Origin of the sequence: Yinghuangia aomiensis (assembly GCF_039542225.1) — a bacterium.
Lineage (GTDB): Bacteria > Actinomycetota > Actinomycetes > Streptomycetales > Streptomycetaceae > Yinghuangia > Yinghuangia aomiensis.
This window is the reverse complement of sequence record NZ_BAABHS010000019.1, coordinates 151,846-172,863: the sequence shown is the minus strand read 5'-3', so window position 1 is coordinate 172,863 and position 21,018 is coordinate 151,846. Positions and strand designations below refer to the sequence as shown.

24 protein-coding genes are annotated in these 21,018 nt (G+C 69.8%); 19 read left to right on the top strand and 5 right to left on the bottom strand.

Features of this window, described 5'->3' with window-relative positions; translation table 11 throughout:
• On the bottom strand, positions 1-1,350 hold a 1,350-nt coding region (locus tag ABEA93_RS25870; RefSeq protein WP_345678166.1), incomplete at its 3' end, for a stealth family protein.
• Positions 1,351-2,293: 943 nt separating this feature from the next.
• Positions 2,294-2,923, bottom strand: a complete 630-nt coding sequence (locus tag ABEA93_RS42175) for a PP2C family protein-serine/threonine phosphatase (protein ID WP_425585096.1) — start codon at positions 2,921-2,923, stop codon at positions 2,294-2,296.
• Between the two features lie 813 nt (positions 2,924-3,736).
• Here ABEA93_RS42175 and ABEA93_RS25865 point away from each other — a divergent pair.
• The gene (locus ABEA93_RS25865) at positions 3,737-4,495 is read left to right on the top strand and encodes a GntR family transcriptional regulator (RefSeq protein WP_345678165.1); all 759 of its coding nucleotides are present in this window, start codon (positions 3,737-3,739) and stop codon (positions 4,493-4,495) included.
• A 59-nt stretch (positions 4,496-4,554) separates the two neighbouring features.
• Here the strand turns inward: ABEA93_RS25865 and ABEA93_RS25860 are convergent, their stop codons facing one another.
• The 3 genes from ABEA93_RS25860 to ABEA93_RS25850 are packed head-to-tail and all read right to left on the bottom strand — an operon-like array spanning position 4,555 to position 7,146.
• The gene (locus ABEA93_RS25860) at positions 4,555-5,019 is read right to left on the bottom strand and encodes a cytidine/deoxycytidylate deaminase family protein (RefSeq protein ID WP_345678164.1); all 465 of its coding nucleotides are present in this window, start codon (positions 5,017-5,019) and stop codon (positions 4,555-4,557) included.
• Positions 5,016-5,666 carry a RibD family protein gene (locus tag ABEA93_RS25855; protein ID WP_345678163.1) on the bottom strand — a complete coding sequence of 217 codons (651 nt, stop codon included), beginning with the start codon at positions 5,664-5,666 and terminating at the stop codon, positions 5,016-5,018. Before ABEA93_RS25855 ends, ABEA93_RS25860 begins: the two co-directional genes overlap by 4 nt.
• A gap of 55 nt (positions 5,667-5,721) precedes the next feature.
• Complete coding sequence (locus tag ABEA93_RS25850) at positions 5,722-7,146, bottom strand: helix-turn-helix domain-containing protein (protein ID WP_345678162.1); 1,425 nt, start codon at positions 7,144-7,146, stop codon at positions 5,722-5,724.
• A gap of 428 nt (positions 7,147-7,574) precedes the next feature.
• Here ABEA93_RS25850 and ABEA93_RS25845 point away from each other — a divergent pair, with 428 nt between their 5' ends.
• From ABEA93_RS25845 to ABEA93_RS25760, 18 genes are all read left to right on the top strand, one after another.
• Positions 7,575-8,018 (top strand): hypothetical protein, encoded by a 444-nt coding sequence (locus tag ABEA93_RS25845; RefSeq protein WP_345678161.1) that lies wholly within the window; start codon positions 7,575-7,577, stop codon positions 8,016-8,018.
• Positions 8,015-8,212: a hypothetical protein gene (locus ABEA93_RS25840; RefSeq protein WP_345678160.1), complete on the top strand. Its 198-nt coding sequence runs from the start codon at positions 8,015-8,017 to the stop codon at positions 8,210-8,212. The genes ABEA93_RS25845 and ABEA93_RS25840 overlap by 4 nt, the downstream gene beginning before the upstream one ends.
• Before the next feature lie 127 nt (positions 8,213-8,339).
• Positions 8,340-8,657 (top strand): hypothetical protein, encoded by a 318-nt coding sequence (locus ABEA93_RS25835; protein ID WP_345678159.1) that lies wholly within the window; start codon positions 8,340-8,342, stop codon positions 8,655-8,657.
• Between the two features lie 126 nt (positions 8,658-8,783).
• Positions 8,784-9,296: a hypothetical protein gene (locus tag ABEA93_RS25830; protein WP_345678158.1), complete on the top strand. Its 513-nt coding sequence runs from the start codon at positions 8,784-8,786 to the stop codon at positions 9,294-9,296.
• Positions 9,297-9,401: 105 nt separating this feature from the next.
• Positions 9,402-10,274 (top strand): DUF2637 domain-containing protein, encoded by an 873-nt coding sequence (locus ABEA93_RS25825; RefSeq protein WP_345678157.1) that lies wholly within the window; start codon positions 9,402-9,404, stop codon positions 10,272-10,274.
• Positions 10,274-10,591, top strand: a complete 318-nt coding sequence (locus ABEA93_RS25820; RefSeq protein WP_345678156.1) for a WhiB family transcriptional regulator — start codon at positions 10,274-10,276, stop codon at positions 10,589-10,591. Before ABEA93_RS25825 ends, ABEA93_RS25820 begins: the two co-directional genes overlap by 1 nt.
• 35 nt (positions 10,592-10,626) lie before the next feature.
• Positions 10,627-12,945: a cell division protein FtsK gene (locus ABEA93_RS25815; RefSeq protein ID WP_345678155.1), complete on the top strand. Its 2,319-nt coding sequence runs from the start codon at positions 10,627-10,629 to the stop codon at positions 12,943-12,945.
• Positions 12,946-13,086: 141 nt separating this feature from the next.
• The gene (locus ABEA93_RS25810) at positions 13,087-13,371 is read left to right on the top strand and encodes a hypothetical protein (protein ID WP_345678154.1); all 285 of its coding nucleotides are present in this window, start codon (positions 13,087-13,089) and stop codon (positions 13,369-13,371) included.
• 26 nt (positions 13,372-13,397) lie between these two features.
• Positions 13,398-13,661: a hypothetical protein gene (locus ABEA93_RS25805; RefSeq protein ID WP_345678153.1), complete on the top strand. Its 264-nt coding sequence runs from the start codon at positions 13,398-13,400 to the stop codon at positions 13,659-13,661.
• Positions 13,658-14,308: a hypothetical protein gene (locus ABEA93_RS25800; protein ID WP_345678152.1), complete on the top strand. Its 651-nt coding sequence runs from the start codon at positions 13,658-13,660 to the stop codon at positions 14,306-14,308. Before ABEA93_RS25805 ends, ABEA93_RS25800 begins: the two co-directional genes overlap by 4 nt.
• Before the next feature lie 31 nt (positions 14,309-14,339).
• A complete protein-coding gene (locus ABEA93_RS25795) occupies positions 14,340-15,047 on the top strand; it encodes a DNA polymerase III subunit beta family protein (protein ID WP_345678151.1) in 708 nt (235 codons plus the stop codon).
• Between the two features lie 18 nt (positions 15,048-15,065).
• Positions 15,066-15,341, top strand: a complete 276-nt coding sequence (locus tag ABEA93_RS25790; protein ID WP_345678150.1) for a hypothetical protein — start codon at positions 15,066-15,068, stop codon at positions 15,339-15,341.
• Between the two features lie 27 nt (positions 15,342-15,368).
• Positions 15,369-15,569, top strand: coding sequence for a hypothetical protein (locus ABEA93_RS25785; protein WP_345678149.1), 201 nt, complete (start codon positions 15,369-15,371; stop codon positions 15,567-15,569).
• Between the two features lie 87 nt (positions 15,570-15,656).
• Positions 15,657-16,136, top strand: a complete 480-nt coding sequence (locus tag ABEA93_RS25780; RefSeq protein WP_345678148.1) for a hypothetical protein — start codon at positions 15,657-15,659, stop codon at positions 16,134-16,136.
• Positions 16,133-17,707: a DNA cytosine methyltransferase gene (locus ABEA93_RS25775; protein WP_345678147.1), complete on the top strand. Its 1,575-nt coding sequence runs from the start codon at positions 16,133-16,135 to the stop codon at positions 17,705-17,707. The genes ABEA93_RS25780 and ABEA93_RS25775 overlap by 4 nt, the downstream gene beginning before the upstream one ends.
• Entirely contained in the window at positions 17,704-18,627 is a 924-nt protein-coding gene (locus ABEA93_RS25770) for a hypothetical protein (protein ID WP_345678146.1), read from the top strand. The genes ABEA93_RS25775 and ABEA93_RS25770 overlap by 4 nt, the downstream gene beginning before the upstream one ends.
• Before the next feature lies 1 nt (position 18,628).
• On the top strand, positions 18,629-18,988 hold the full coding sequence (locus ABEA93_RS25765) for a hypothetical protein (protein ID WP_345678145.1): 360 nt from the start codon (positions 18,629-18,631) through the stop codon (positions 18,986-18,988).
• Positions 18,985-20,988 (top strand): DUF3987 domain-containing protein, encoded by a 2,004-nt coding sequence (locus ABEA93_RS25760; protein ID WP_345678144.1) that lies wholly within the window; start codon positions 18,985-18,987, stop codon positions 20,986-20,988. Before ABEA93_RS25765 ends, ABEA93_RS25760 begins: the two co-directional genes overlap by 4 nt.
• Positions 20,989-21,018 lie beyond the last annotated feature (30 nt).

Sequence of the window (21,018 nt, the reverse complement as noted above, 5' to 3'; positions counted from 1 at the left end):
GGGCGACGGGAAGTGCTTGGCGAGGCCGTTGGCGTGGAAGAAGAAGTCGGGGGTGAGGGCGCGTCCGAGGAAGACGTCGTCGTTGAAGTAGAGGAAGTGTTCGGCGAGGCCGTCGATGTGGTGGAGCTGGGATTCGATGGCGTGGGAGTTGAAGGTGGGGAGGGCGTCGGGGTCGGTGAAGATGTCGCGGTGGTCGACGACTTTGACGCGGGGGTGGCTGGTGTCGAGCCAGTCCGGGGTCTGCTGGTCGGTGACCAGGTAGATGGTGCGGATCCACGGGGCGTACATGTCCAGGGACCGCAGCGAGAACCGCAACTCGTCACGACTGATGTACCGGGCGTCGTTCGCGGCCTGCTCGTTGAGCCCGGCGGGTCCGCCGGACGCGGCCAGCGCCTTGTCGCGGCGCTCGTTCCACGCCGGGTCGCTGCCGTCCACCCACGTGTAGACGGCGTCGATCGGAAACGGGATGTCGTCCGGCAGTTGAACGGTGAACTCCTCGGGCATCCGCCGGTCGCGGGCCGGATCGGAACCGCGGGGGGCCCAGCGGAGGGCCAGGTGCTCCCGCGCGTCCGTCATCGGCGCGTCGACGGCGACGCTGTCCGCCACCCGGTTGGGGCGCGGTGCCACCAGCCGGTCGTCGGCCTCGTCCCAGAACTCGATCTCGCAGCCGAACGCCTCGCCGAAGGAGAGGCTGCCTTCCTGGTCCGCGGTCTGCAGCCAGAAGACGCGGGCGACATCCGCGTTCTGCGCGCCGGCCCACGCCGACGGCTCGAACGCGGCCACGGCCTTCGTGAAACTCTTGGTGCCGGGCCGAAGCACGGCGAGGTAGCCGGGATTGCGGTCGCACGCGGTTTGCAGGGCGTCCAAGGCTCGTCGGCGGTCCGACGTGCGAACGGCGACTACGGAAGCGTGCGCCGCCTTCCCGCGTATCGAGAAGTGCCGGACGCCCGCGGTGTCGAACGCCCCGCGCACCCGGTCGAAATTGCGCCGGTGCGCCGACAAGGGCGTGAGCCCGGGGATCCATTCGGCGACGCGCACCGCGCGGTTGTCCGCCAGGAGCAGCCGCCCCGGGACGGCGACGTGGCGGGCGTGCCGCAAGTTGAAGACACCGCGCCGGACTTGTGCCGCGGCCTTGGGCACCGCGCTGCCGACCCCGGTGACGATCTTGTTCCGGACCTGCGGCGACACCGTCGCGGAGACCTTGTCACGCAGCGCGACCGGCACGAACTTGCGGTAGAGGTGGACGGCGGGCGAACCCTCGCCCTGGCTCCGGACCACCAGCTTCGGCGCGGACGACGACCCGCCGCTGCCCGCCGGGTGCGCAGTGCCGCTCTCGCTGGGATCCACCATGCGTCCCCGTCCCGTCCACGGTCTCGCGGGCAGGCTCGGATGCCAGGACCCGCCGGTTTTCCGGCCGATTTTACCGGGCGATCACGAGGGAAAATCGGGTGGTGCTATTTTACCGGTCCGCTTCCGGGCGCCGTGCTCGTCGGCGGGCAGAGGCCGTTGCCGCCCCACGATGCGGACACCGCACCGGTGTTGAGGAAGCTGCCGTTGCCATGTGCCCGTTCGACGGCCCAGGCCGCGTGGACCCGGCCTCCGCCGACACCCGGCGTCTCCGCGGGCAAGTACGGGCCGCCCCCGCCCCCTTCGCTCCGGGGACGGCGGCCGGGCAACGCAAGAGGCCCTCCCGGAATCCCAGGAGGGCCTCTACCTGCTCAAACGTCGGGGTGGCGGGATTTGAACCCACGACCTCTTCGTCCCGAAGGAATCCCAGACATCGAACACCTGTACGAAAGATGGCTCCGAGCAGCGCAGGGATGAGCGCCGAAGTCCGCTGCGGTTCGCCGGGTGCTGCTGCGGTTGTCACTCAGTTAGTCACTCGCCGCTTTGGCGGCCCTCGCGGTGCACGGATAGCGCTTGCGGTGGGTGGGCGCGTGGCGGGGGGCTGAGTATCGGCGCAGGGTACGTGTCCGCGTGGTTGGCAGTCGCCGGGACGGTAGGGGCCGTCCCGGGCTGCACGGATGTGTAGCGCGTGAGCCACCGACGGCTAGCGCAGGCCAAGCACGACTGCGGCGACGGCCATCACCATGAACGTGATCAGGGAACTACTCACCTGGACAAGTACGTCGCGGATGAATCCCCGAAGTCTGCGCATTGGGAAAGCCGGGGGACTGCGGCGTTCTTTCATTTCGTCGCTCTCAGAAATCATTCTCACCTCCTCCTGGGTCCCGGATCCCGTGTTCTAGCAACGGTAACCGTGAAAATGTGAATTGCGGGGCATGTGCTCGCCCTAAGGGCCTAGCGTCGAACCAAAGCACAAGGCCACCAGGTCGTCCTCGTGGGTGCCGCCAAGCCATGGATGATTAATAACGTGTTCAATTACTCGCTCCGGGTTGGGCGGAGAATTTTCGAGCACGTTTCGCAGCCGTGCGAATCCGTCGGACATGTCGAGTCCTGGGGTCTCAATAAGGCCATCCGTATACATGACGCCCACGAAGACTTTAGGGAGTTGCACGACGTGCGAGCGATAGCGAACGTCTGCAACGGCTCCGAGCGGGGGCCCGATGTCTGGGTGAACGTCCAACATTGCTCGTGGCCCGCGGAGCATAGGCGGTTGGTGGCCGGCCGTCGCAAACTTGAACGAGCGGGTTCGTGGGTCGAAGATCCCATAGGAACACATCGCCATCCAAAGTTCGGACAGGTCGAGCAAAAGCAGATTGACGCGTTCCAGGACCTGGTGGGGCTCCATGCCCATAGAAGCAAATGCGCGGAGACCGGCACGAAGCTGCCCCATAAGGAGCACTGCGCTCACACCTCGTCCTGCAACGTCACCAACAACCAGCCCAGTGCGCCCGTTTGACAACGGGATTACATCGTAGAAGTCCCCACAGGGACCGCTGACGCCAACCTTGTATGTCATGGAAACCGACAAGCCCGGAGTTGGACCCATGGTGGAGTGCAGGAGAGATCGCTGCATCATGGTCGGCATCGAACGCGCATGGTTCGCGGTGTTGCGAAGGTATTCAAGTTCGCGGACGTCAATGAGAGCAGATTCGTGATCGAGCGCCGGTGCGGCGGGATCCGGCGCAGGGGGATCCGCTGCCGCTACTGCTACAGCACTCCACAAATCCTTGAAGCGATCGTGAGCTTCCTCCGGGCTCGTATTCCTCGTGCGGCTGGCCAGTATTTCAACGAGGACCTCCAGGGTGGACCACTTAGGCAGCCTTGGTTTAGTGAAAGCGTTATGGATGGTACTTGTGGATAGACCAGGCCCGCGCCCGGCCAACCGATGCATCACGTCCAGGCTTGGCTGGCCAGCCCACAAATGCAGGTCATGAAGAGCCTCATTGAGGTTCTTAAGAGGACCAACCGGAAGATCTGGACGTTGAAATCGTCCCGGACTCCCCATGCGACTCCCCCTCGCGCTCCTGAGCATCGTCGTGTATTTGGTTCCGGTACTCATCCTGCTCCCCGGCTGAGCCGCGGTGGACGGTTTTGGATGACCAGCCACGGATATGTACAGCGAGCCACAGACGTGGAAGAAGCGCCTGAGCGCAGCACGCAGGAAGGACGCACGTGGTGGCCGAGCGGCTACAGAGAGCGCCTCCCTGGCACTCGACCTGGGCACCCCTGGCCAGGGCCCTAGTCGGCGGATCCCACGACATGCCTCAACCATTGACTATCTCTAGAGTCAATGGTGAAGGTTGACGTTGGAATACACAGTGGAGGTGTCGTGGGCAGTCGCCCTCAGACCAAGGGCACGAAGTACGGAGAGATCTCCGACGACCTGCGCGAGCGGATCGTGTCCGGCGAGTACCCGCCCGGGGCCCAGATCCCAGGCGAGGACGACCTTATGTCGGAATGGGGTGTCGCTCGCGAGACTGCCCGGAAGGCTCTTCAAGTGCTGCGCAACGAGGGCCTGACCGAGGTGCACCGTGGGGTCGGCATCTTCGTGCGGTCGTTCTCACGCATTCGGCGCGACGCTGTCCGTCGGCTGTCGTCCGAACAGTGGGGCGGTGGGCGATCGATCTGGGATGCGGACGTGGCTGAGCGCGCCCTCGATGTTGAGGGCGTGGCAGTTGACGAGGTCAAGGCGCCCGAGGACGTGGCTCGTGTGCTCGACCTGGGCCCGGATGCCATGGTCTGCCGCCGGTCCCGCCGCTACGTCGTGGACGGGACACCCGTCATGACCGCCGTTTCGTACCTGCCAGCGGACATTGCTGCGGGCACAGCCATCGCCGAGCCGGACCCGGGCCCCGGCGGCATCTACGCCAGGCTTGCCGACCTGGGATTCGCTCCGGCGGAGTTCCGCGAGGAAGTCGTGTCCCGGATGCCTCGCCCCGCCGAGGTCGAGAGCCTGCGCCTCGATGTCGGCACCCCGGTCATCACGATCGCGCGCACCGCGTACGCCGCGGATGGGCGGGCGGTCGAGTTCAACGACATGACCCTCAACGCCGCCGCATACGTCCTCGATTACCGGTTCTCTGCCTGACCCCGAACGCCGAGGGCCCCCGACTCGCCAAGTCGGGGCCCTCGGCGTCTCGCGTCGTGTTAGCCGATGCCGGGCAGGTGGCCGTTGACGGCCGCAGCCTGAGCGGCCAACTCGGGCACTTCGACGACCTCGCGGCCGTCGTCCGTGAGCAACTCAACGCCCCGGCAATCCGCGACGAACAGACTCGGTTCGGTCCACGCGATGACGACCCGCCGGATCGGCGAAGCGAGGATGAGCTGAGTGCACGTTCGCGGCCGGCTGCGGCGTTCGGTGCACGGCTCCAGAGTGCTGTAGATCGTGGCCCCGTCAAGGCGTGGATCGTCGGGCGCGACCTTTGCGAGTGCGCTCTCTTCGGCGTGGACGTGGAGGTCCGTCTCGCGCGAGTACCCGCGGGCGATCTCCGTCCCGTCGGCCGCGACGATGATGGCGCCGACGGAGAACGCTCCCTCCGCCGGCGGGCACTTGCGGGAAAGCTCAATGGCTTCGGTCAGCCATCGGACGTCTTCGGCAGTCGGCTTGCTCATGCGCCCAGCTTGGCCTTTGTCGGGATGTAGCGCACGAGCACCACGTCACCGACCGTGGTGACCTCGGCGACCCGCATGCGGTCGCGGAAGGTGTTGATGAAGGTTCCGTCGTTGACGAACCGCGGTCCGCCGCCACCGACGAAGATGGGGGCAATGGCGAGCTGAATCTCGTCCGCGAGTCCCTCGGTGAGGAATCGCGTGTGCACCTGGCTGCCGCCCTCAACCATGAGCCGACGGATACCGCGCGTGCCGAGGTCGTCGAGCATGATGCCGAAGTCGAGCGTCTCCCCTGTCGCCACCACGTCCGCGCGGTCGCCGAGGTTCGTCTTGACCTTCGTCAGCGCGCGGTCCGGGCAGTAGACGACCCGCTCGCCGCCCGTGTTGAAGAACTTCAGCTCGCCGTCGAGGTCGCCGCTCCCGGTCAGCGTCACCTTCAGCGGGTACTCAGGCAGCCCTCGCGCCACGCGGGCGGCGCGGCGCTCCTCTGAGTTCACGAGCAGCCGCGGATTGTCCCGCCGGATCGTGTTCGAACCGATCAGGATCGCGTCGCAGCTTGCGCGCACCTCGTCGACGCGGTCGAAGTCCTCGGCGTTGGACAAGAGAAGGCGTTCCGGCGTCGGGTCGTCGATGTAGCCGTCGACGGACATGGCGCAGCTCAGCAGTACGTACGGGCGCTCGGTCATGGCTGGTTAATCCCCCTGCTCAGGCTTGGTGAACGATCGAAGCATCGAAGCTCTCACGGAATTCCCCGACGGCGGGGACACCCGACCAAGCAGCGAGCGACGTGTCCAGCGTGACGAGTTCGCGGACGATCCTGGCTGACTGCGTGTCCGCGGCCACCGCGAGAGCCTGCATGCCGATGGCGGCTGCCTGCTCGGGTTCGCCGCATCCGGCGAGCGCCGCCGCCTCACGGGCGAGATAGACGCCCCGGTCTCGGTGGAATCCGGCAGGCAGCCGATCGATCTCGGCGCGGAAGGCTTCGGCCGCTTTGGCGTGCTGGCCGAGGTCTGCGAGGCAACGCGCGCGTTGCACTTCGATGTACGGCGCGTCCAGCCAGACGCCCCACGGCGACGACGGGTCATCGTCCAGCCGCGTCAGCAAGGTTCGGGCTTCGTCCAGCGAACGCAGGCACCCGTTGGTGTCGCCGCGGAGCGCGAACCCGTGAGCCGCGTAGGTGGCGCAGACGGCCTCAAGGCGGCTTCGGGGACGCACAAGCCCCGAGGCCGCTTGCGCCATGTCGAGAGCCATCAACGGGTCGCGGGCGTCCCCGGCGAGCTGGCTCTTGCGCGCCATGACGTACGCCGCCAACTCGTGGTCGCCCGCAGTGTGTGAGAGTTCGAGGGCGCGGTCCGTCCAGTACTGCGCCGTCCGCAGCTCGCCCGCGTCCTGGTACAACCAACCTGCGAATTCCGCGTATTCGGCGTGCACCTTGGCGAGCGCCCGGCCATCAGCTCCGGTGTGTTCCTGGCGAAGCTGGTAGATCACGTTCAACTGCGCTTCGACCGTGGGGATCACGGGTCGCGGGCCCATCATGTTGTCGCTGTCGATGAGGACCATGCGGAGCTGGTTGAGGTGTTGGACCGGGTTGGCGTTGGCGGCACGATGGACGACCGCCGGCGCGGGACTCACCTGGGGAGCACCAAAGGCGGCAGGTGCAGCCGCTGCTGCGGCACCCAAACCCATGCCCATGCCGATGAATGCGCGGCGAGGCAGAGACACGTAGACGATCCTTCCGTCGGCTGTCCGGCAGGGGAGAGTGACCTCCTCATCCGACGGTCCCGGGTCGAAGCCGACGACGTCCAGCGTGGCCACGCTGCTGGCCACATGGCCCGACGAACTGGCCACATGGCCACGGCCGTCCCCGCCTGCTTCGGCCCGCTCGATCTTTTCCCAGAGACGCCATAAGGCTTCGTTGGCACCGAGCGCGTCATCGCATGCGCGAGCCATTGCCGCCGACGGTTTGCGTTCCGCGCGTTCGACTTTGGCCAGGTAGCTGGCGTTGTACCTGACGAGTTCACCCAGCTTGGTCAGGGACATGCCACGGCGGTCGCGCCATGCCCGAAGCTCCGAACCCCAGTGCGCCAAGGGCGATGCATCCGGTGTCAGGTCTCTCCGCCGCTGCCCCACTGCGCCTCCCCGTGGCGTCTATGTGGCCAGCGCGGCAGGCCATGTGTACAGCGTTCCGTGCAGCCTGCCGCGGCAATACAACTGGTCGTGCACAACCGATCACAGGCTAGCCGGATCGCTGGCGGCATTGGCTCAAAAGGGGGCGCGAAATGTGCGGCAACCGCGGGAGCACGCCTGTCACTTCAAGCGGTAGTTGCCTCGCCTGCGGCGCCACTCACCGGCGCGCACGACGCAGGTAGCCAACACGCGAGCGACTACCTCTAGAGAAACTCTTGCGCAGTCCACGGCGGGCGTGTATCTCTAGAGGTAGTCGCCGGGGCTTGCTCCAGGAGACACAAAAGAACCCCGACGGATTCGGGTTCCTTGGCGTTCCAGCGCCTTGGAAACCCCCGCCGGGGTCTGCATCGACCACCTGCTGAGGAGACACGATGCACGTTCAGACTACTGACCGATCCCCTGAAGGGCGTGCCGCCCTGGTCGAGGGGCTCCGGAAGCTCGCGGACTGGCTGGCGGAGCACCCGAGCGTCAAACTGCCGCTCTACATGCCGGACTTCACGGTGTACGTCGGCTCGGCGGAGTACGTCGAGGCGTTCGCCGAGACGTTCGGCGTCGCGGTCGCGTCGGAGTTCACGGCGCCGGACAAGGAGAAGACCTGGGCGTCGCTCCCGTTCGGCCCGGTGAGTTACGACGTCCTCACGTACACCACGGTGACGGACTTGGACCGGATCCAGCGGCTCGCCGAGCAGTACGGCTTGGAGGTTTTCCCGAAGTCGTCGACGCCCGAGCTGGTCGAGGTGCCCGTCGGGCTTGCCGGGGACGTCGCCGCCCTGGCCGACAGCCGCGACTTGCGGTGTCGGGACGTCGTCCGGTGAGCCGGCCGAACCAGGCACGCGTCCACGCGCAGGCCGTCAACGACTTCGAGGCCGCGCACGGCTCGCCGGACACCTGGCAGCCGTGGGAGCGCGAGCAGTTCCCGCGCTTCGTCGCCGCCCGCGAGGCCGCGCTGATGAAGGCGGACGTGACCGATCCGGAGTCGATGCCGGGTCGGGTCGGCGTCGCCCGCTAGTCGGCTGCCCTTCCGCATTCAGGTTCCGCCCCTGGCCGCCGCGCGTCCGCGTCGGCCGGGGGCAGGTCCCGCACATCCCACACAGATCCATTTCCTGCGCCTTCGTGAAGTTTGAGGGGATTCTTCGATGAAGCTCGCAAAGCTGGGTGGCCTGCGCGAAGGCATCGCGCGCACGTTGGACACGATCGCCAAGGTGGCGATCTGGATCGGGTTCGCCGGCATGTACGTGTGGCTCGGCTACCTCATCTACCTCGGCGCTCACGGCGCCCGGATCACCTTCGGCGACGCCGTGCCGATGCTCGCCTCGCTCGGTGCGGGCTACGCCGTCGCCGAGTTGCTGATCTGGCTGTCGCCGATGGTCTGCCCGTGGATCGACGTCGACTTCGAGGATTTCGACGTGTTCGGCGACCTGGAGGACGACCCCATGGCGTGGCTGGACGACTAGCCGTCGGCCCCATTCGCCCCGGGACGCATGCGAGTTCGCGTGTCGGCCCGGGACGGGTGAGGACGCCGGATCGTCCGGATGCCCCGTCCGACCGCTGCCAGGACCACACGACCGCAGGAGCCTGACATGTCCCTTACCACCACCGCGCTCGCGACGCCGGAGCCCGAGCCGAACCCGTTCCCGGGCCTCGGCTGCCTCGCCGTCTCGAACTCCCGCGGCCACGGCGACAGCGCCGACGCCGGCGCCGAGGCACTGCTCGCCGAGATGCGCGCGGAAATGTTCGCCGAGAACTCCCTGGGCCTCGACACGCTCGACCGCTTCCAGCTCTGGCGGGGGATGTGGACCGGCTACCCGTCCGTCCCCGCGCTGGGCCTGGCGCCGTCCGCCGTGACGCTGCTGGACGGCGGCCTGTGGCTGCACCACACCGCCGAGGCGCACATCGAGGGCGAATTCGGCGTGCCGCTGCCCGTCGGCTCGGTGCTCACGCTGGTCGGCCCGTGCGGCTGCGGCGGCGTGTTCGCGCACCGGGTCGACGACGTCTTCGCGCTGATTGCGCTGGTCGACCTGGTCTCCCGCGCGGGCGATATGCCGCTGTGCGCGGAGTGCTGGGACGCGCCGATCCCGTTCGACCTCGCCTGACTGCGGTGGGAGGTGGCCACCGCCACTGAGCGGTGGTCACCTCCGAACGGCCGCTCCATCCCTCTCGCCTCGCCACCGCACCTCGGACCAAGGAGAGCACTCGTCATGTCCTCGACCACCGCCCACGAACCGCCCGCGCGGGACTGGCTGTTGGGCTTCGGCATGGCCGTGGTCGTTGCCGCGGCCGCCGTCGCGTCGTTCGCCGCGCTGCGAGACCTCGCGATGATCACCGGGTGGCACCCGCGGCTTGCGCCGTTGCTGCCGCTGTGTGTCGACGCGTACGCGATGGTCGCGACGCGGGTGTGGCTGGCGAAGTCCACCCGCAACGAACGCGCCCGCCGGTGGGCGAAGTGGAATGCCATTGGCGCCATTGCCTGTTCGGTCGCGGGCAACGCGGTCGACCATGCCTTGCGTGGTGGCGCGCTGTGGCCGCTGGCCGTCACGGTTTCGGCGGTTCCGCCGATCGTGCTCGGCTTGCTCGTCCACCTCGCCCACCTGCGCGGCCTCGCCGGGGCCCCGGCGACCGACATCGCCAAGGCCGAATCGGCAGTAGCGGAGCCCGCGATGCTGCCCGCAGTCTCGGCGCCCGACGTGCCCTCGGCACCCGCTACGGCGCCGAAGTCGGCACCGGCGCCGCGCCGCGCGCCGAAGCCTCGACCGGCTCCGGCCGTCTCGGCGCCCGAGCGGGCGAAGCGAGTTGGGCCGCACGAACCGGCGATGCGCGCGTTGTGGGACCGGGAACGTGCCGTCGGCCGCACCCCCACCGGGGCTGATCTGAACCGCGCCGCCGGTCTCGACCCGGACGCCAGCACCGGCCGCAAGGCCCGACGTCGTTGGCTCGCCGAGAACCCGGTCGTCGCCGTTCCCGCCCTTCCCCCGGTCCCCGCTGACCCGGCACCGGTCCCGACCGAGACCGACCGCCCCGCGCTGCCCGTTCCCGTCCTGCTGCCCGAAGCCACGACCGAGGAGGTCGCCTGATGCTCGCCACGGTTCCCACCACGCCGCGCGGATGGCGCGCGCTGTCCGCCTGCGCCGACGCCGATCCGGACCTGTTCCACGCCCCGGACGACGAACGCGAACCCGCGCGCTGGCTGCGCGAGACGGCTGCCCTCACCGTGTGCGCGGCCTGCCCCGTCCGCGCGGCCTGCCTGGCCGCCGCCGAGGCGGAGCGCGACCAGTACGGCGTCCGCGGCGGCACCACCCCGGCCATGCGCGGCTGGCGCGCCAACGGCGAGCCGATCCGCGACGGCCGGCCGTACTACCGCACCGTCCGCACCGCGCCCGCCGCCGCCTGACCGCTCATCGAGTGCACGAGAGGAGTACGCCGCTCATGGCTCCGTCGAAGACGACCGGTACCGGGATCGCCCTGGTTCCGGTACCCGACCCGGAAGGCCCCCCGGTCTCCGGCGACCACGTGACCGACACCGCGGCCGGTCTCGGGACCGGCCCCCTGCCGGTCCCGCCGCCCGGTCCCGGACCGGTCCTCACCGCCGTTCCCGACTCGGCGACCGACACCGGACCCGAACCAGCCCGGCGGACCGGCGACCGGGACGCGAACCGGTCGTGGGAAATCGAGCTGCCGGGCGCGGACACCGAGGACGACGCCGGTGCCGCCAACGGCTCGTCGGTCGACCTGCCCGCGAACTTCTACCCGCCGTCCATGGCCGAGCAGATGAAGGCCAAGGACGCCGCCCGCAAGCCCGTCATCCCGGACTGGCTGACCGTGTCCGAGCAGCGTCAGGCGCTGCTCAAGTGGACGGTCGACCACTACACCCACACCGGCGCCTACCACGCCGTTCGCGCGCCCTGGTACGCCTCGAAGCTCACCGCCTACGCCCCGCGCGGGGTGTGGCGGTGGCTCAACGGCCTGCGCCGGTGGGTGTTCGACGCCGAGGGGCAGCCGCTGCGCGCCGCGGCGGTCGCGAACAACGACGCCGACCAGTACTTCAAACTCACCAAGTCCCGGGACTCCCGGGTCCGAGCCCGGGGCACCATCACCGGTCTCGGCGCGGTCGCTGGCGGTCTCGTTGCCGCCGCCGCGGCGATGGCGGTCCCGGGATCGGTCGAGGCGCTCATGTGCGCGGCCGGAGTGACTGCCGCCGGGTTCTCCGGGGCCCCGGCGGACCGGCCGATCGTCGAGGGCGCACAGGTCAAGTTCCGGTACCGCAAGCTCACCTCGGACATCGTGGAGCGGGCGTTCGAGGCCGCCGGTCTGACGACCGCCAAGCTGGGGATCTCGTTCCCGCGGCCGATCGTCCAGGACGGCGACGGATGGCGGGTCGTGGTGGACCTGCCGTACGGGAACACGTTTGCGCAGGCGGTCAGGGCACGCGACAAGCTCGCGTCCGGGATCGACGTCGCCGAGACGCAGGTCTTCTTGGACCCGGACCCGTCCAGTTCGCGGCGGGTGTCGATGTGGGTTGCAAACCAGGACCCGTTGGCCGTCTCGCCCGGCCGCACGCCGCTGTTGGCGATGGATCGGGTGGACTTCTGGGAGCCGTTTGCGTGGGGCGTTGACGAGCGCGGAAACGACGTCATGGCGTCGATGCTGTGGCTGTCGATGCTCATCGGCGCGGTACCGCGGCAGGGCAAGACGTTCTCCGCGCGCACCATCGCGCTCGCGGCGGCGCTGGACCCGTGGGTGCGGCTGTACGTGTTCGACGGCAAGGCGTCGCCGGACTGGCGCGGCTTCAAGGGCATCGCGCACCGCACGGCGTTCGGTGTCGTGCCGTACGACGGCACCGACCCGGCGGCGCACGTACTCGCGTCGCTGGAAGAGCTGAAGGCGGACGTCGAATCGCGGTACCACCGGCTGTCCGAACTCCCGGTGCACATCTGCCCCGAGGGCAAGCTGACCCCGGCGATCTCGCGGGACCCGAAGTACGACATGCCGCTGACCCTGATCGTCGTCGACGAAGTGCAGGAGTACCTGCAACACCCCATCCACGGCAAGCGGATCCTCGAACTGCTCGTCTTCCTGGCCCGGGTCGCGCCAGCGGTGGGCGTGGCGGTGCTGCTGTCGACGCAGAAGCCGGACGACAAGGCCTGCCCGTCCGTGCTCCGCGACCAGTGCCAGGTGCGGTTCGCGCTACGGGTCGGCTCGTACCACGTGTCCGAGACGATCCTGGGCGCCGGCTCCTACCCCGAAGGCTTGGATGCGTCACGGCTGCTGCGCTCCCACAAGGGCGTGGGCATCCTGCGCGGCATGAGCGACGAAGCCGGGATCGTCCGCACGTACCTCGCGGACGGCGGCGACGCGCACACCATTCTCGCCCGCGCCCGCGCGCTGCGCGAGGACACCGGCACCCTGTCCGGCGACGCAGCCGGCGAGCGGACAGCGACCGAGGGCGCGGCGACGGTGCTGGAAGACGTTGCGATGGTCATGCCGCGCGGCAAGGACGCGGCGATGTGGTCCGACGACATCGCCGACGCCCTCGCCGAACTCCGCCCCGACGTCTACGGCGCGTGGGCCGATCTGGAGGACACCGACAAGGCCCGCCAAGTCGGCTCCGCGCTCAAGCCGTTCGGCGTCACGCCGAAGCCGATCGGCCGAAGGGTCGACGGCAAGACCGTTACCCGGTACGGCGTCCGCGGCCAGCAGATCCACGAAGCGATTACTCAGCGCAACGGAATCAACGCCTCCGACTGACTTCGAGGGCGCGCTAGCGCTAGCCGGACGCTCCGCTAGCGCTAGCGCACCCGCTAGCGCGCAAAAGCAACCCTGATCAGCGCGCTAGCGGTTAGCGAGCGCAACGCTCCCGCCTGCGAAAACCCCGGAAAGGGACGGGTCATGACCCTCGCCGCCACCGCTATCGCCCTCATCGTCGCTGTCACTCTCGGTTACGCCTTCCTGTGCTGGGTTTCGCCGTTCGCGGCGTGCCGCGCCTGCGACGGCACCGGCAACCGCGAGCCGTTCAGCCTCCTGCGCGCGCTGCTCGGCAGGCCCGAGCCGCGCCGCAAGCGCCGCCGCATACGCACCAAGTGCCGCCGCTGCCGGGGTACCGGCGCCCGCCTGCGCATCGGCCGGCGGATCCACAACAACAGCCGCCGTCTCCGGCACGACGCCACCCGCTGACCCCCGGCCCCGCGAAGGAGGCCCCCGTGAACCACATCCTCGACACCGCCAACGGCTTTTTGCTCGTGATCGGCGGGCTCTACCTCCTCTTCTGCCGCTTCTTCCCCTACGCGACCTGCCCCGGCTGCGAGGGCACCGGACGCCCCATCCCCGGCGCGAGCTGCCGCCGCTGCGGCAACGCCGGCGTGGTGCTGCGTCGCGGCCACCGCGCGTTGCACCGCCTCGCCCGCCTGGTCGCCCACATCGTCCGCGTTCACCGCGAAGGCGCCCGCCGAAAGGAATACCGGTGACCCACCCCGACCCGATCCGACCGCCCGAAGTCCGTTCCCTCGGCGCCGTGATGTGGGACTACGCCCCGCGCGCGCTCCCCGGCCTGACCACCACGACCGTGCTCATCGCCGCCCGCTGGTGGAACAGCGAAGGCGCGGAAGGCTCCTGGGAGTCCGCCGCTCTGATGGGCGCGTTCGCCTTCGGCGGGTTCGGTGTCGCCGCGCTCGGCGACGACCGCACCACCACCACGGTCGGCCTGTCCGTCGCCGGCGCCGCGGCGACGGCGGGGGCCGCCGCGTACAGCGAGGGCCTCGCCCTGCCGGTGCTGCTGTGGCTGCTCGCCACCGTGCTCGTCTACGCAGTCGCCGCCCGCCGCTGGCGTGACGAGCGACGCGAAACCCTCGCGTTCGACCGCGACTCGACCGTCCGCCGCGAGACGTACGCCCACACCGAGACCGTCGAGGCGATCCGGGCCCGCGCCGCCGTGGAGACCGCCGCCGCGCAGGCGTACGCCGTGCAGTTGGCCGACGCCTACCGCCAGCGTGCCGCGCTTGACGGGGTCGGGCTCGCCCTCGACCCCACACCGATCCTCGACCGTGCCCGCCACCTGCGCGCGCTGCCGCCGGCCGACGAGCCCGACATGCCCCACACCGACGACGCCGCCTGACCACACAACGACCCCAACCCTGGAGGAACCCGTGCTGGACATCGACGACTTCCGCACCATGCTCGACCAAGTCAGCCCGCACATCGGCACCGACGACTCCACGCCCGCGCTGTGCGGCGTGCGCATGGAAGCCTCCAACCGCGGCCTGCTGCTGGTCGCGACCGACCGCTTCACGCTCGCGATGTCGCGCAACCCCGAGCCCAGCACGCACCCTTGGGCCACGTTCCTGACCGCCGCCGACGTTAAGGCGTACAAGGCGCTCGCGGTCGCGAGCCGCACACGCGCCGCCCGGATCGGCATGGTCGAGGGCGCTCTGATGATCAGCGTCGGCGAACACGCGATGGCGCTGCCCGACCGATCCGGCCTCGCCGCCGATTTCCCGGGTTGGCGGCGCATCGTGCGCGACGCGGTCGAAGCCGCGCCGAACCTGACCGCCCCTATCACCCTCGCCCCGCGCCTGCTCGCGCGCTGGCACACCCACATCCCCGCGTGGCGCACCACGCACCGCGGCCTGACGGGCACTGTCCCGGCCGGCCCCGACCGCGGCGGGGCGCTGACGGTGTGGAGCGGCGGACCGAACAAGCCCATCGTCGTCGCCCGCGGAGACCACTTCCTCGGCGTTCAGATGCCGATGCGCCACGGCGACGACCACGCCGGGCCCGTGGCCAACGTCCGCGACGCGTGGCAGCACGCCCTCACCGAACCGTCCCCGTCGTCGACCATCGCCGACGCGGCCTGACACAAAGGAACCCCTCTCATGCCCGCCGCCACCCCGCCGCCGACGACGCCCGGCGTCCCCGGCACGGAGGGATCCGTCGACGTCGGCGGTCCGGTCACCATGACCGCCGGTGTCCTCCTGGTCCTCTTCCTGATCTGGCTCGTCCAGCGACGCAACGGCTCCGCCGGCGTCGCGGTCGTCGCGTTCACCGCCGGAACCTTGCTCGCCGTCACGCAGATCGGCCAGACCTTCGCCCGCCTCGGCTCCACCGTCGTCAACAGCGGCGTGCAAGCCGTCACCCAAGTCTTCACCTGATCCACCAACACCGCGGAGGAACCACACATGAAGCAATTCGACGATTTCGACGACGAACCCGATGACGATTTCGACCACGAGCCGAACGACGAGTGGCGTCACGGCGAGTGCGACCGGTGCGCCATGAGCCCGGGCGAGGTCATCGAGCCCTTCGGCATCTGCTGCGCCTGCTCCAGCGGCCTCGGCGCCCCGCCCGACGAATGCGTCTGCGGCCCCGACGCCGACTGAATCCGCCCGGGACGGCCGTCCCTCCCGCCAAGAAGCGAACGGCCGTCCCGGTCCCCGAACCCTCATCAGAGAACGGAGACCTCCAGCATGACGCGAACCCGCGCCAGGAAGTCCACCGCACCCGAAAACGCCACCCGAAAGCCGGACCCGACCGCGGCCACCTTGCTGTCCGGACTTGGCGCCGTCCTGGGCGCCGTCCACTGCGAGCGGCGCGAGCAAGACGCCAAGTTCGCCGAGCAGAACCACCCCGACGGAACCGCGGACGCCGACTCCATCGAACGCGCCATCCGGGCCCGGGAAACCTGCGAGCAGGCAGCCCGGCTCGGCACCCTCACCTGGGCCGACATCCTCCAGGAGGAGGTGGCCGAGGCCCTCGCCGAGGACGACCCGGCCGCGCTGCGCGCCGAACTCGTCCAGGTCGCCGCCGTCGCGGTCGCGTGGATCGAGGCCATCGACCGGCGCACCGTCCGCCGCGTCGAGGCCGCCCTCACCCACCTGCGCGCGCACCCCGACCCGCGCATCGCCGCGTTCGGCGAGCGGATGACGGCGAAGTGGGGGACGCGATGAGCCTGACGTTCACCGACCTCTTCTGTGGAGCGGGCGGTTCGTCGACGGGTCTGGTTGCCGCCGGATTCGAGCTGAAGCTTGCCGCGAACCACTGGGCTCGCGCGATCGAGACGCACGCGGCGAACCACCCGGGCGCGGAGCACCTGTGCGTCGACGTCGACCACTACGACATGCGCCGGCTGCCGCGCACGGACGTGCTGTGGGCGTCGCCCATCTGCACCGAGATCTCGCCCGCGGGCGGTCGCCGCCGCCGTCGGCACACCAAGGGCCAACTCGACCTGCTCGAACACGGATCCGTCTCTGAAGCCGGGTGGGAACGCACCCGCGCGACCGCCTACGACGTCATCCGCGCGACCGAGGTGCACCGGTACAAGGCGGTGCTCTGCGAAAACGTCCTCGAATTCGCCGCGGACTGGCCGCTGTTCGACTGGTGGCGCGAAGGCATGGCACGCCTCGGCTACCGCTCACAGGTTGTCTCCGCGTCGTCGGCGCACCTGTCCGGAACGGGCAACCTGCCCGCGCCGCAGTGGCGTGACCGCATCTACGTGGTGTTCGTCCGCGAAGGCATCCCCATGCCCGACCTCGCGCCGCGCCCGCCCGCGTGGTGTGTCCCGTGCGGCGAGCAGGTCGACGCCGTCCAGTCATGGCGCAACGGCCGCACGATCGGCAAATACCGGCAGCAGTACGACTACCGCTGCCCGAACACCGCCTGCCGCCACGCCCTGGTGGAGCCGTACGTCCGCCCCGCCGCGTCCGTCATCGACTGGACAGACCTCGGCGCCCGGATCGGCGACCGCACCAAGCCGCTCGCCGCATCCACGATGGCCCGCATCCGCGCCGGCCTCGCCCGGTTCCCCGCCACACGGTCGGTGCTCACGGTCAACCACGCCGGACACGACGGCCGCCCCTACCCCGCCGACGCGGCGCCGTTCGCGGCCCGCACCGCGAAGATCGGCGAGGGACTGCTCGTGCCCAACGGCGGCCAGTGGAACGCCGAGACCACGCACACCGGCGACCCGATGCGGACGCGCATGGCCAACCCCAAGGGCTACGAAGCTTTGGTGGCCCTGCCGTTCGTCGTGGAGTTCCGGCGCAACGCCACCGCCGAGCCCGTACACGCGCCGCTGGCGACCGTGACCGCGGGCGGCAACCACCACGGCCTGGTCATGCCCGACTCGGCGCACGGCGCGTTCTACGTCAATAACGCACGCCCGCAGGACATGGCTCGCCCGGTCGCCGACCCGTTCGGCACGGCGACCGCGACCGATCACCACGCCCTGGTCGTCCCCTACCGGCGCGGTCACGCCAAGCCCGCCGCCGAGCCGATGCTCACCCTCGCCACCGTCGATTCCGCCGGACTCGCCAGCTCCGAAGGCGGCTGTGCCGAGGTCGACGTCGAGGACTGCCACTTCCGCATGGTGCAGCCGCACGAGCAGCTTCTCGCCCAGCGCTTCCCCGCGACGTACGAGGTCAAGGGCAACAAGGGCGAACGCACCATGCAGGCGGGCAACGCGGTCTCCGTCAACGCCGCGCACTGGCTCGGCACGCGGCTCGCGGAGGTGCTGGCATGACCGCGACCCCACGCGTACTTTCCCTCGGGGCTGGTGTGCAGTCCACAGCACTTCTCCTGCTGTCGGCCGAAGGCGTCATCCCGCGGTACGACGCAGCGATCTTCGCGGACACCGGATGGGAACCGGCGGCGGTGTACCAACACCTGGATCGCATTGACCGCGACATCGCGGGCCCCGCCGGGATCCCGATTCTGAGGGTGTCGAACGGCAACATCCGTGACGACGCGCTCGACTCAGGGCACCGGTTCGCGTCGATGCCGCTGTTCGTCCGTAACCCCGACGGCACCGGCGGTCTCGCGCGCCGGCAGTGCACGAACGAGTACAAGCTGAAGCCGATCAAGGCCGCGGTCCGCGCCGTGCTTGGGGCGAAGGAACGCGCGGACGGCAAAGCCGGGCGGGCCCCCAAGGGCCGTTACGTGCACCAGTCCATCGGGATCAGCACGGACGAGTTCGAGCGGGCAAAGGACGCGGACGTGTCCTATGCCCGCAACGTCTTCCCGCTGCTGGACCTGGGGATGAGTCGGAACGACTGCCGGCGCTACCTCACTGCCGCCGGACTTGAGGACACGCCCAAGAGCGCGTGCATCGGCTGCCCGTTCAGCGGCAACTCACGCTGGCGAACCATGCGCGATGAGGCGCCGAAGGAGTTCGCGGACGCGGTCGCGTTCGACCACGCCATCCGCCACGGCGGCGCTGGCGCCAATGCCAAGGGCAAGACCCTCCGCGGCACCGCCTACCTCCACCGGTCGATGGTGCCGCTCGACAAGGCACCCATCGACCGGGTGACGCGGGGTGAATGGAAAGACCGGCAGGTCGACCTGTTCGACGCCGTCGCCGACCAGCTCATGGAAGACGGCGACCCGGACGGATGTTCCCCGTGGGCCTGCCGCTCTGGGGCCCCGATCGATGAGGCGAAGTGAGATGCCGATCCGTCCCGAGAATCAGGACCGCTACCCGACGAACTGGCCGCAGATCTCGTTCGCGATCCGCGAGGAACGCGCCCGCTGGCGGTGCGAGTGCGTCGGGCAATGCCTGACCGGCCACTTCACCCGCTGCGAGGCCCACCAGGGACGCCCGCACCCACGCACCGGGACGAACGTCGTCCTCACCGTCGCGCACCTGGACCACACGCCGGAGAACTGCGACCCGGACAACCTCCGCGCCATGTGCCAGGCGTGCCACCTCGCCTACGACACCACCCACCACCAGCTCACGCGCGCCGAGGTCCGACACCGCAACCTCGCCGACGCCGGGCAGACCAGCCTCCTGGAGCTGCTGTGACCGCAATCCCGTTCGAACGCTCCGACCGCGGCGAGCCGGACACCGACCGGCTCGCCCCGGGCGGGGTCCCGCACGACCCGCACGCCGAGCAATGCGTCCTCGGCGCGGTCATGCTCAGCCCCGCCGCCCTCGAAGCGGCCAGCTCCGAACTCACCGGCGAACAGGACTTCTACCGGCCCGCGCACGCCGCCGTTTGGCGCGCCCTGGTCGAACTCTCCGCGGCCGGCGAGCCGGTCGACATCGTCGCCGTCATCGCCTACCTCGCCGACGCCGGAATCCTGGAACGCGTCGGCGGCCCGCTGTACCTGCACACCCTCATCAACACCGTGCCGAGCGCGGTGAACGCCGGGTACTACGCGCAGCGCGTCGCCGACCTCGCACGACGCCGACGCCTGCGCGAAGCCGGAGTCCGCGTCGTACAAGCCGCCGAGGCCGACGACCCGGATGCCGAGCAACTCGCCCGCACCGAACTCGCCGCCCTCGCCGACGACGGCGACCGCTGGCCCGACCCCCTGCCGGTCCCCGGTACCCGTCACGTCCCGCGATTTCCCACCGACGCACTGCCCGGCTGGCTCGGCGCGTACGTCGTCGCGGTGGCCGAAGCCACGCAGACCCCGCCCGACCTCGCCGGCTGCCTGGCCCTGGCGTGCCTGTCGACCGCCGCGGGCGGGCGCGTGCACGTTGACGTCACTGACACGTGGACGGAGCAGGTCAACCTGTACACCGCAGTCGCGCTGCCGCCCGGCAACCGCAAGTCCGGTGTCTTCGGCCTGATGACCGGCCCGCTCTGGGAAGCCGAACAGGCCCTCATCGACGACGCCCGGCCGCAGCGCGCCCAAGCCATCGCCGAGCAGCGCATCGCCGAAGCCACCGCCGAGAAGGCCGCCGCCAAGGCCGCATCCGCGAACGGCGACATCCGCGACGACCTGACCGCCGAAGCTGTCGACCTCGCGCAAAAGGCCGACACCATCACCGTGCCGCCCGAGCCACAGCTCATCGTCGACGACGCCACCCCCGAAGCCATCGCAACCCTGCTCGCCGAGCAGGGCGGGCGCGTGGCCGTGCTCTCCCCCGAGGGCGGCATCTTCGACATCATCGCCGGCCGCTACTCCGCCAAGCCCAACATGGACGTGTTCCTCAAAGGGCACGTCGGCGACCCCATCATGGTCAACCGCCGCGGACGCAAAGAGCGCGTGCCCCGGCCTGCCCTGACCATCGGACTCGCCGTCCAGCCCGCCGTGTTCCGCGAGATCGGCAAAGTCGAGGCGTTCTCCGGCAAAGGACTCTTGCAGCGGTTCCTGTTCTCCCTGCCCGAGTCCCTGGTCGGCTACCGCAAAACCCGCCCGAACCCCGTCCCGCCCGCAGTCCGCGCCGACTATCGCCACCACTTGGCGGCCACCGTCCTCACGTTCGCCTACCTGACCGAGCCCCACACACTCACCCTCGAAACGGCCGCCGAGGCCGCGTTGTTCGCCTACGCCGAGGAACTCGAACCCCAACTCCGGCCCACCGGGACACTCATGCACATCGGCGAATGGGCCAACAAGCTCGCCGGAACCACCGCACGAATCGCGGGACTCCTGCACGTCGCACGCCACTTCCGCGACGGCTACGCGCGACCCATCGCCGCCGACACGATGAACGCCGCAATCACCCTCGGCAGGTACTTCACCGGGCACACCCTCGCCGTCGCCGACCTCATGGGCACCGAAACCGGCACCGACCGCGCCCGCGCCGTCCTCGACATCCTCGCCACCCACCCCACCCGCGACATCACCCGCCGCGACCTGTTCACCGCCCTGCCCCGCCGCGACTTCCCCAACGTCGCCGCCCTCGACCCCGCCCTCGCGCTCCTAGTCGACCTCGGATGGATCCGCGTCCTGCCCGCCCCCGAACGCCGAGGCCGCGGACGCCCCACCGTGCGCTACCGCATCCACCCGCACGCGCAGACCCCGCCGCAAAAAACACAAAAAGCCGAAGATCACGGGGCGAGCCCCTGACCTGCGGAAACAGCGCCCGACCAGCCCGCA

Coding starts and splice junctions, on each gene's coding strand:
- ABEA93_RS42175 (WP_425585096.1), bottom strand. CDS start 2,923: ATGACATACAAGGTTGGCGTCAGCGGTCCCTGTGGGGACTTCTACGAT.
- ABEA93_RS25860 (WP_345678164.1), bottom strand. CDS start 5,019: ATGAGCAAGCCGACTGCCGAAGACGTCCGATGGCTGACCGAAGCCATT.
- ABEA93_RS25855 (WP_345678163.1), bottom strand. CDS start 5,666: ATGTCCGTCGACGGCTACATCGACGACCCGACGCCGGAACGCCTTCTC.
- ABEA93_RS25845 (WP_345678161.1), top strand. CDS start 7,575: ATGCACGTTCAGACTACTGACCGATCCCCTGAAGGGCGTGCCGCCCTG.
- ABEA93_RS25835 (WP_345678159.1), top strand. CDS start 8,340: ATGAAGCTCGCAAAGCTGGGTGGCCTGCGCGAAGGCATCGCGCGCACG.
- ABEA93_RS25830 (WP_345678158.1), top strand. CDS start 8,784: ATGTCCCTTACCACCACCGCGCTCGCGACGCCGGAGCCCGAGCCGAAC.
- ABEA93_RS25825 (WP_345678157.1), top strand. CDS start 9,402: ATGTCCTCGACCACCGCCCACGAACCGCCCGCGCGGGACTGGCTGTTG.
- ABEA93_RS25820 (WP_345678156.1), top strand. CDS start 10,274: ATGCTCGCCACGGTTCCCACCACGCCGCGCGGATGGCGCGCGCTGTCC.
- ABEA93_RS25815 (WP_345678155.1), top strand. CDS start 10,627: ATGGCTCCGTCGAAGACGACCGGTACCGGGATCGCCCTGGTTCCGGTA.
- ABEA93_RS25810 (WP_345678154.1), top strand. CDS start 13,087: ATGACCCTCGCCGCCACCGCTATCGCCCTCATCGTCGCTGTCACTCTC.
- ABEA93_RS25790 (WP_345678150.1), top strand. CDS start 15,066: ATGCCCGCCGCCACCCCGCCGCCGACGACGCCCGGCGTCCCCGGCACG.
- ABEA93_RS25785 (WP_345678149.1), top strand. CDS start 15,369: ATGAAGCAATTCGACGATTTCGACGACGAACCCGATGACGATTTCGAC.
- ABEA93_RS25780 (WP_345678148.1), top strand. CDS start 15,657: ATGACGCGAACCCGCGCCAGGAAGTCCACCGCACCCGAAAACGCCACC.
- ABEA93_RS25775 (WP_345678147.1), top strand. CDS start 16,133: ATGAGCCTGACGTTCACCGACCTCTTCTGTGGAGCGGGCGGTTCGTCG.
- ABEA93_RS25770 (WP_345678146.1), top strand. CDS start 17,704: ATGACCGCGACCCCACGCGTACTTTCCCTCGGGGCTGGTGTGCAGTCC.
- ABEA93_RS25765 (WP_345678145.1), top strand. CDS start 18,629: ATGCCGATCCGTCCCGAGAATCAGGACCGCTACCCGACGAACTGGCCG.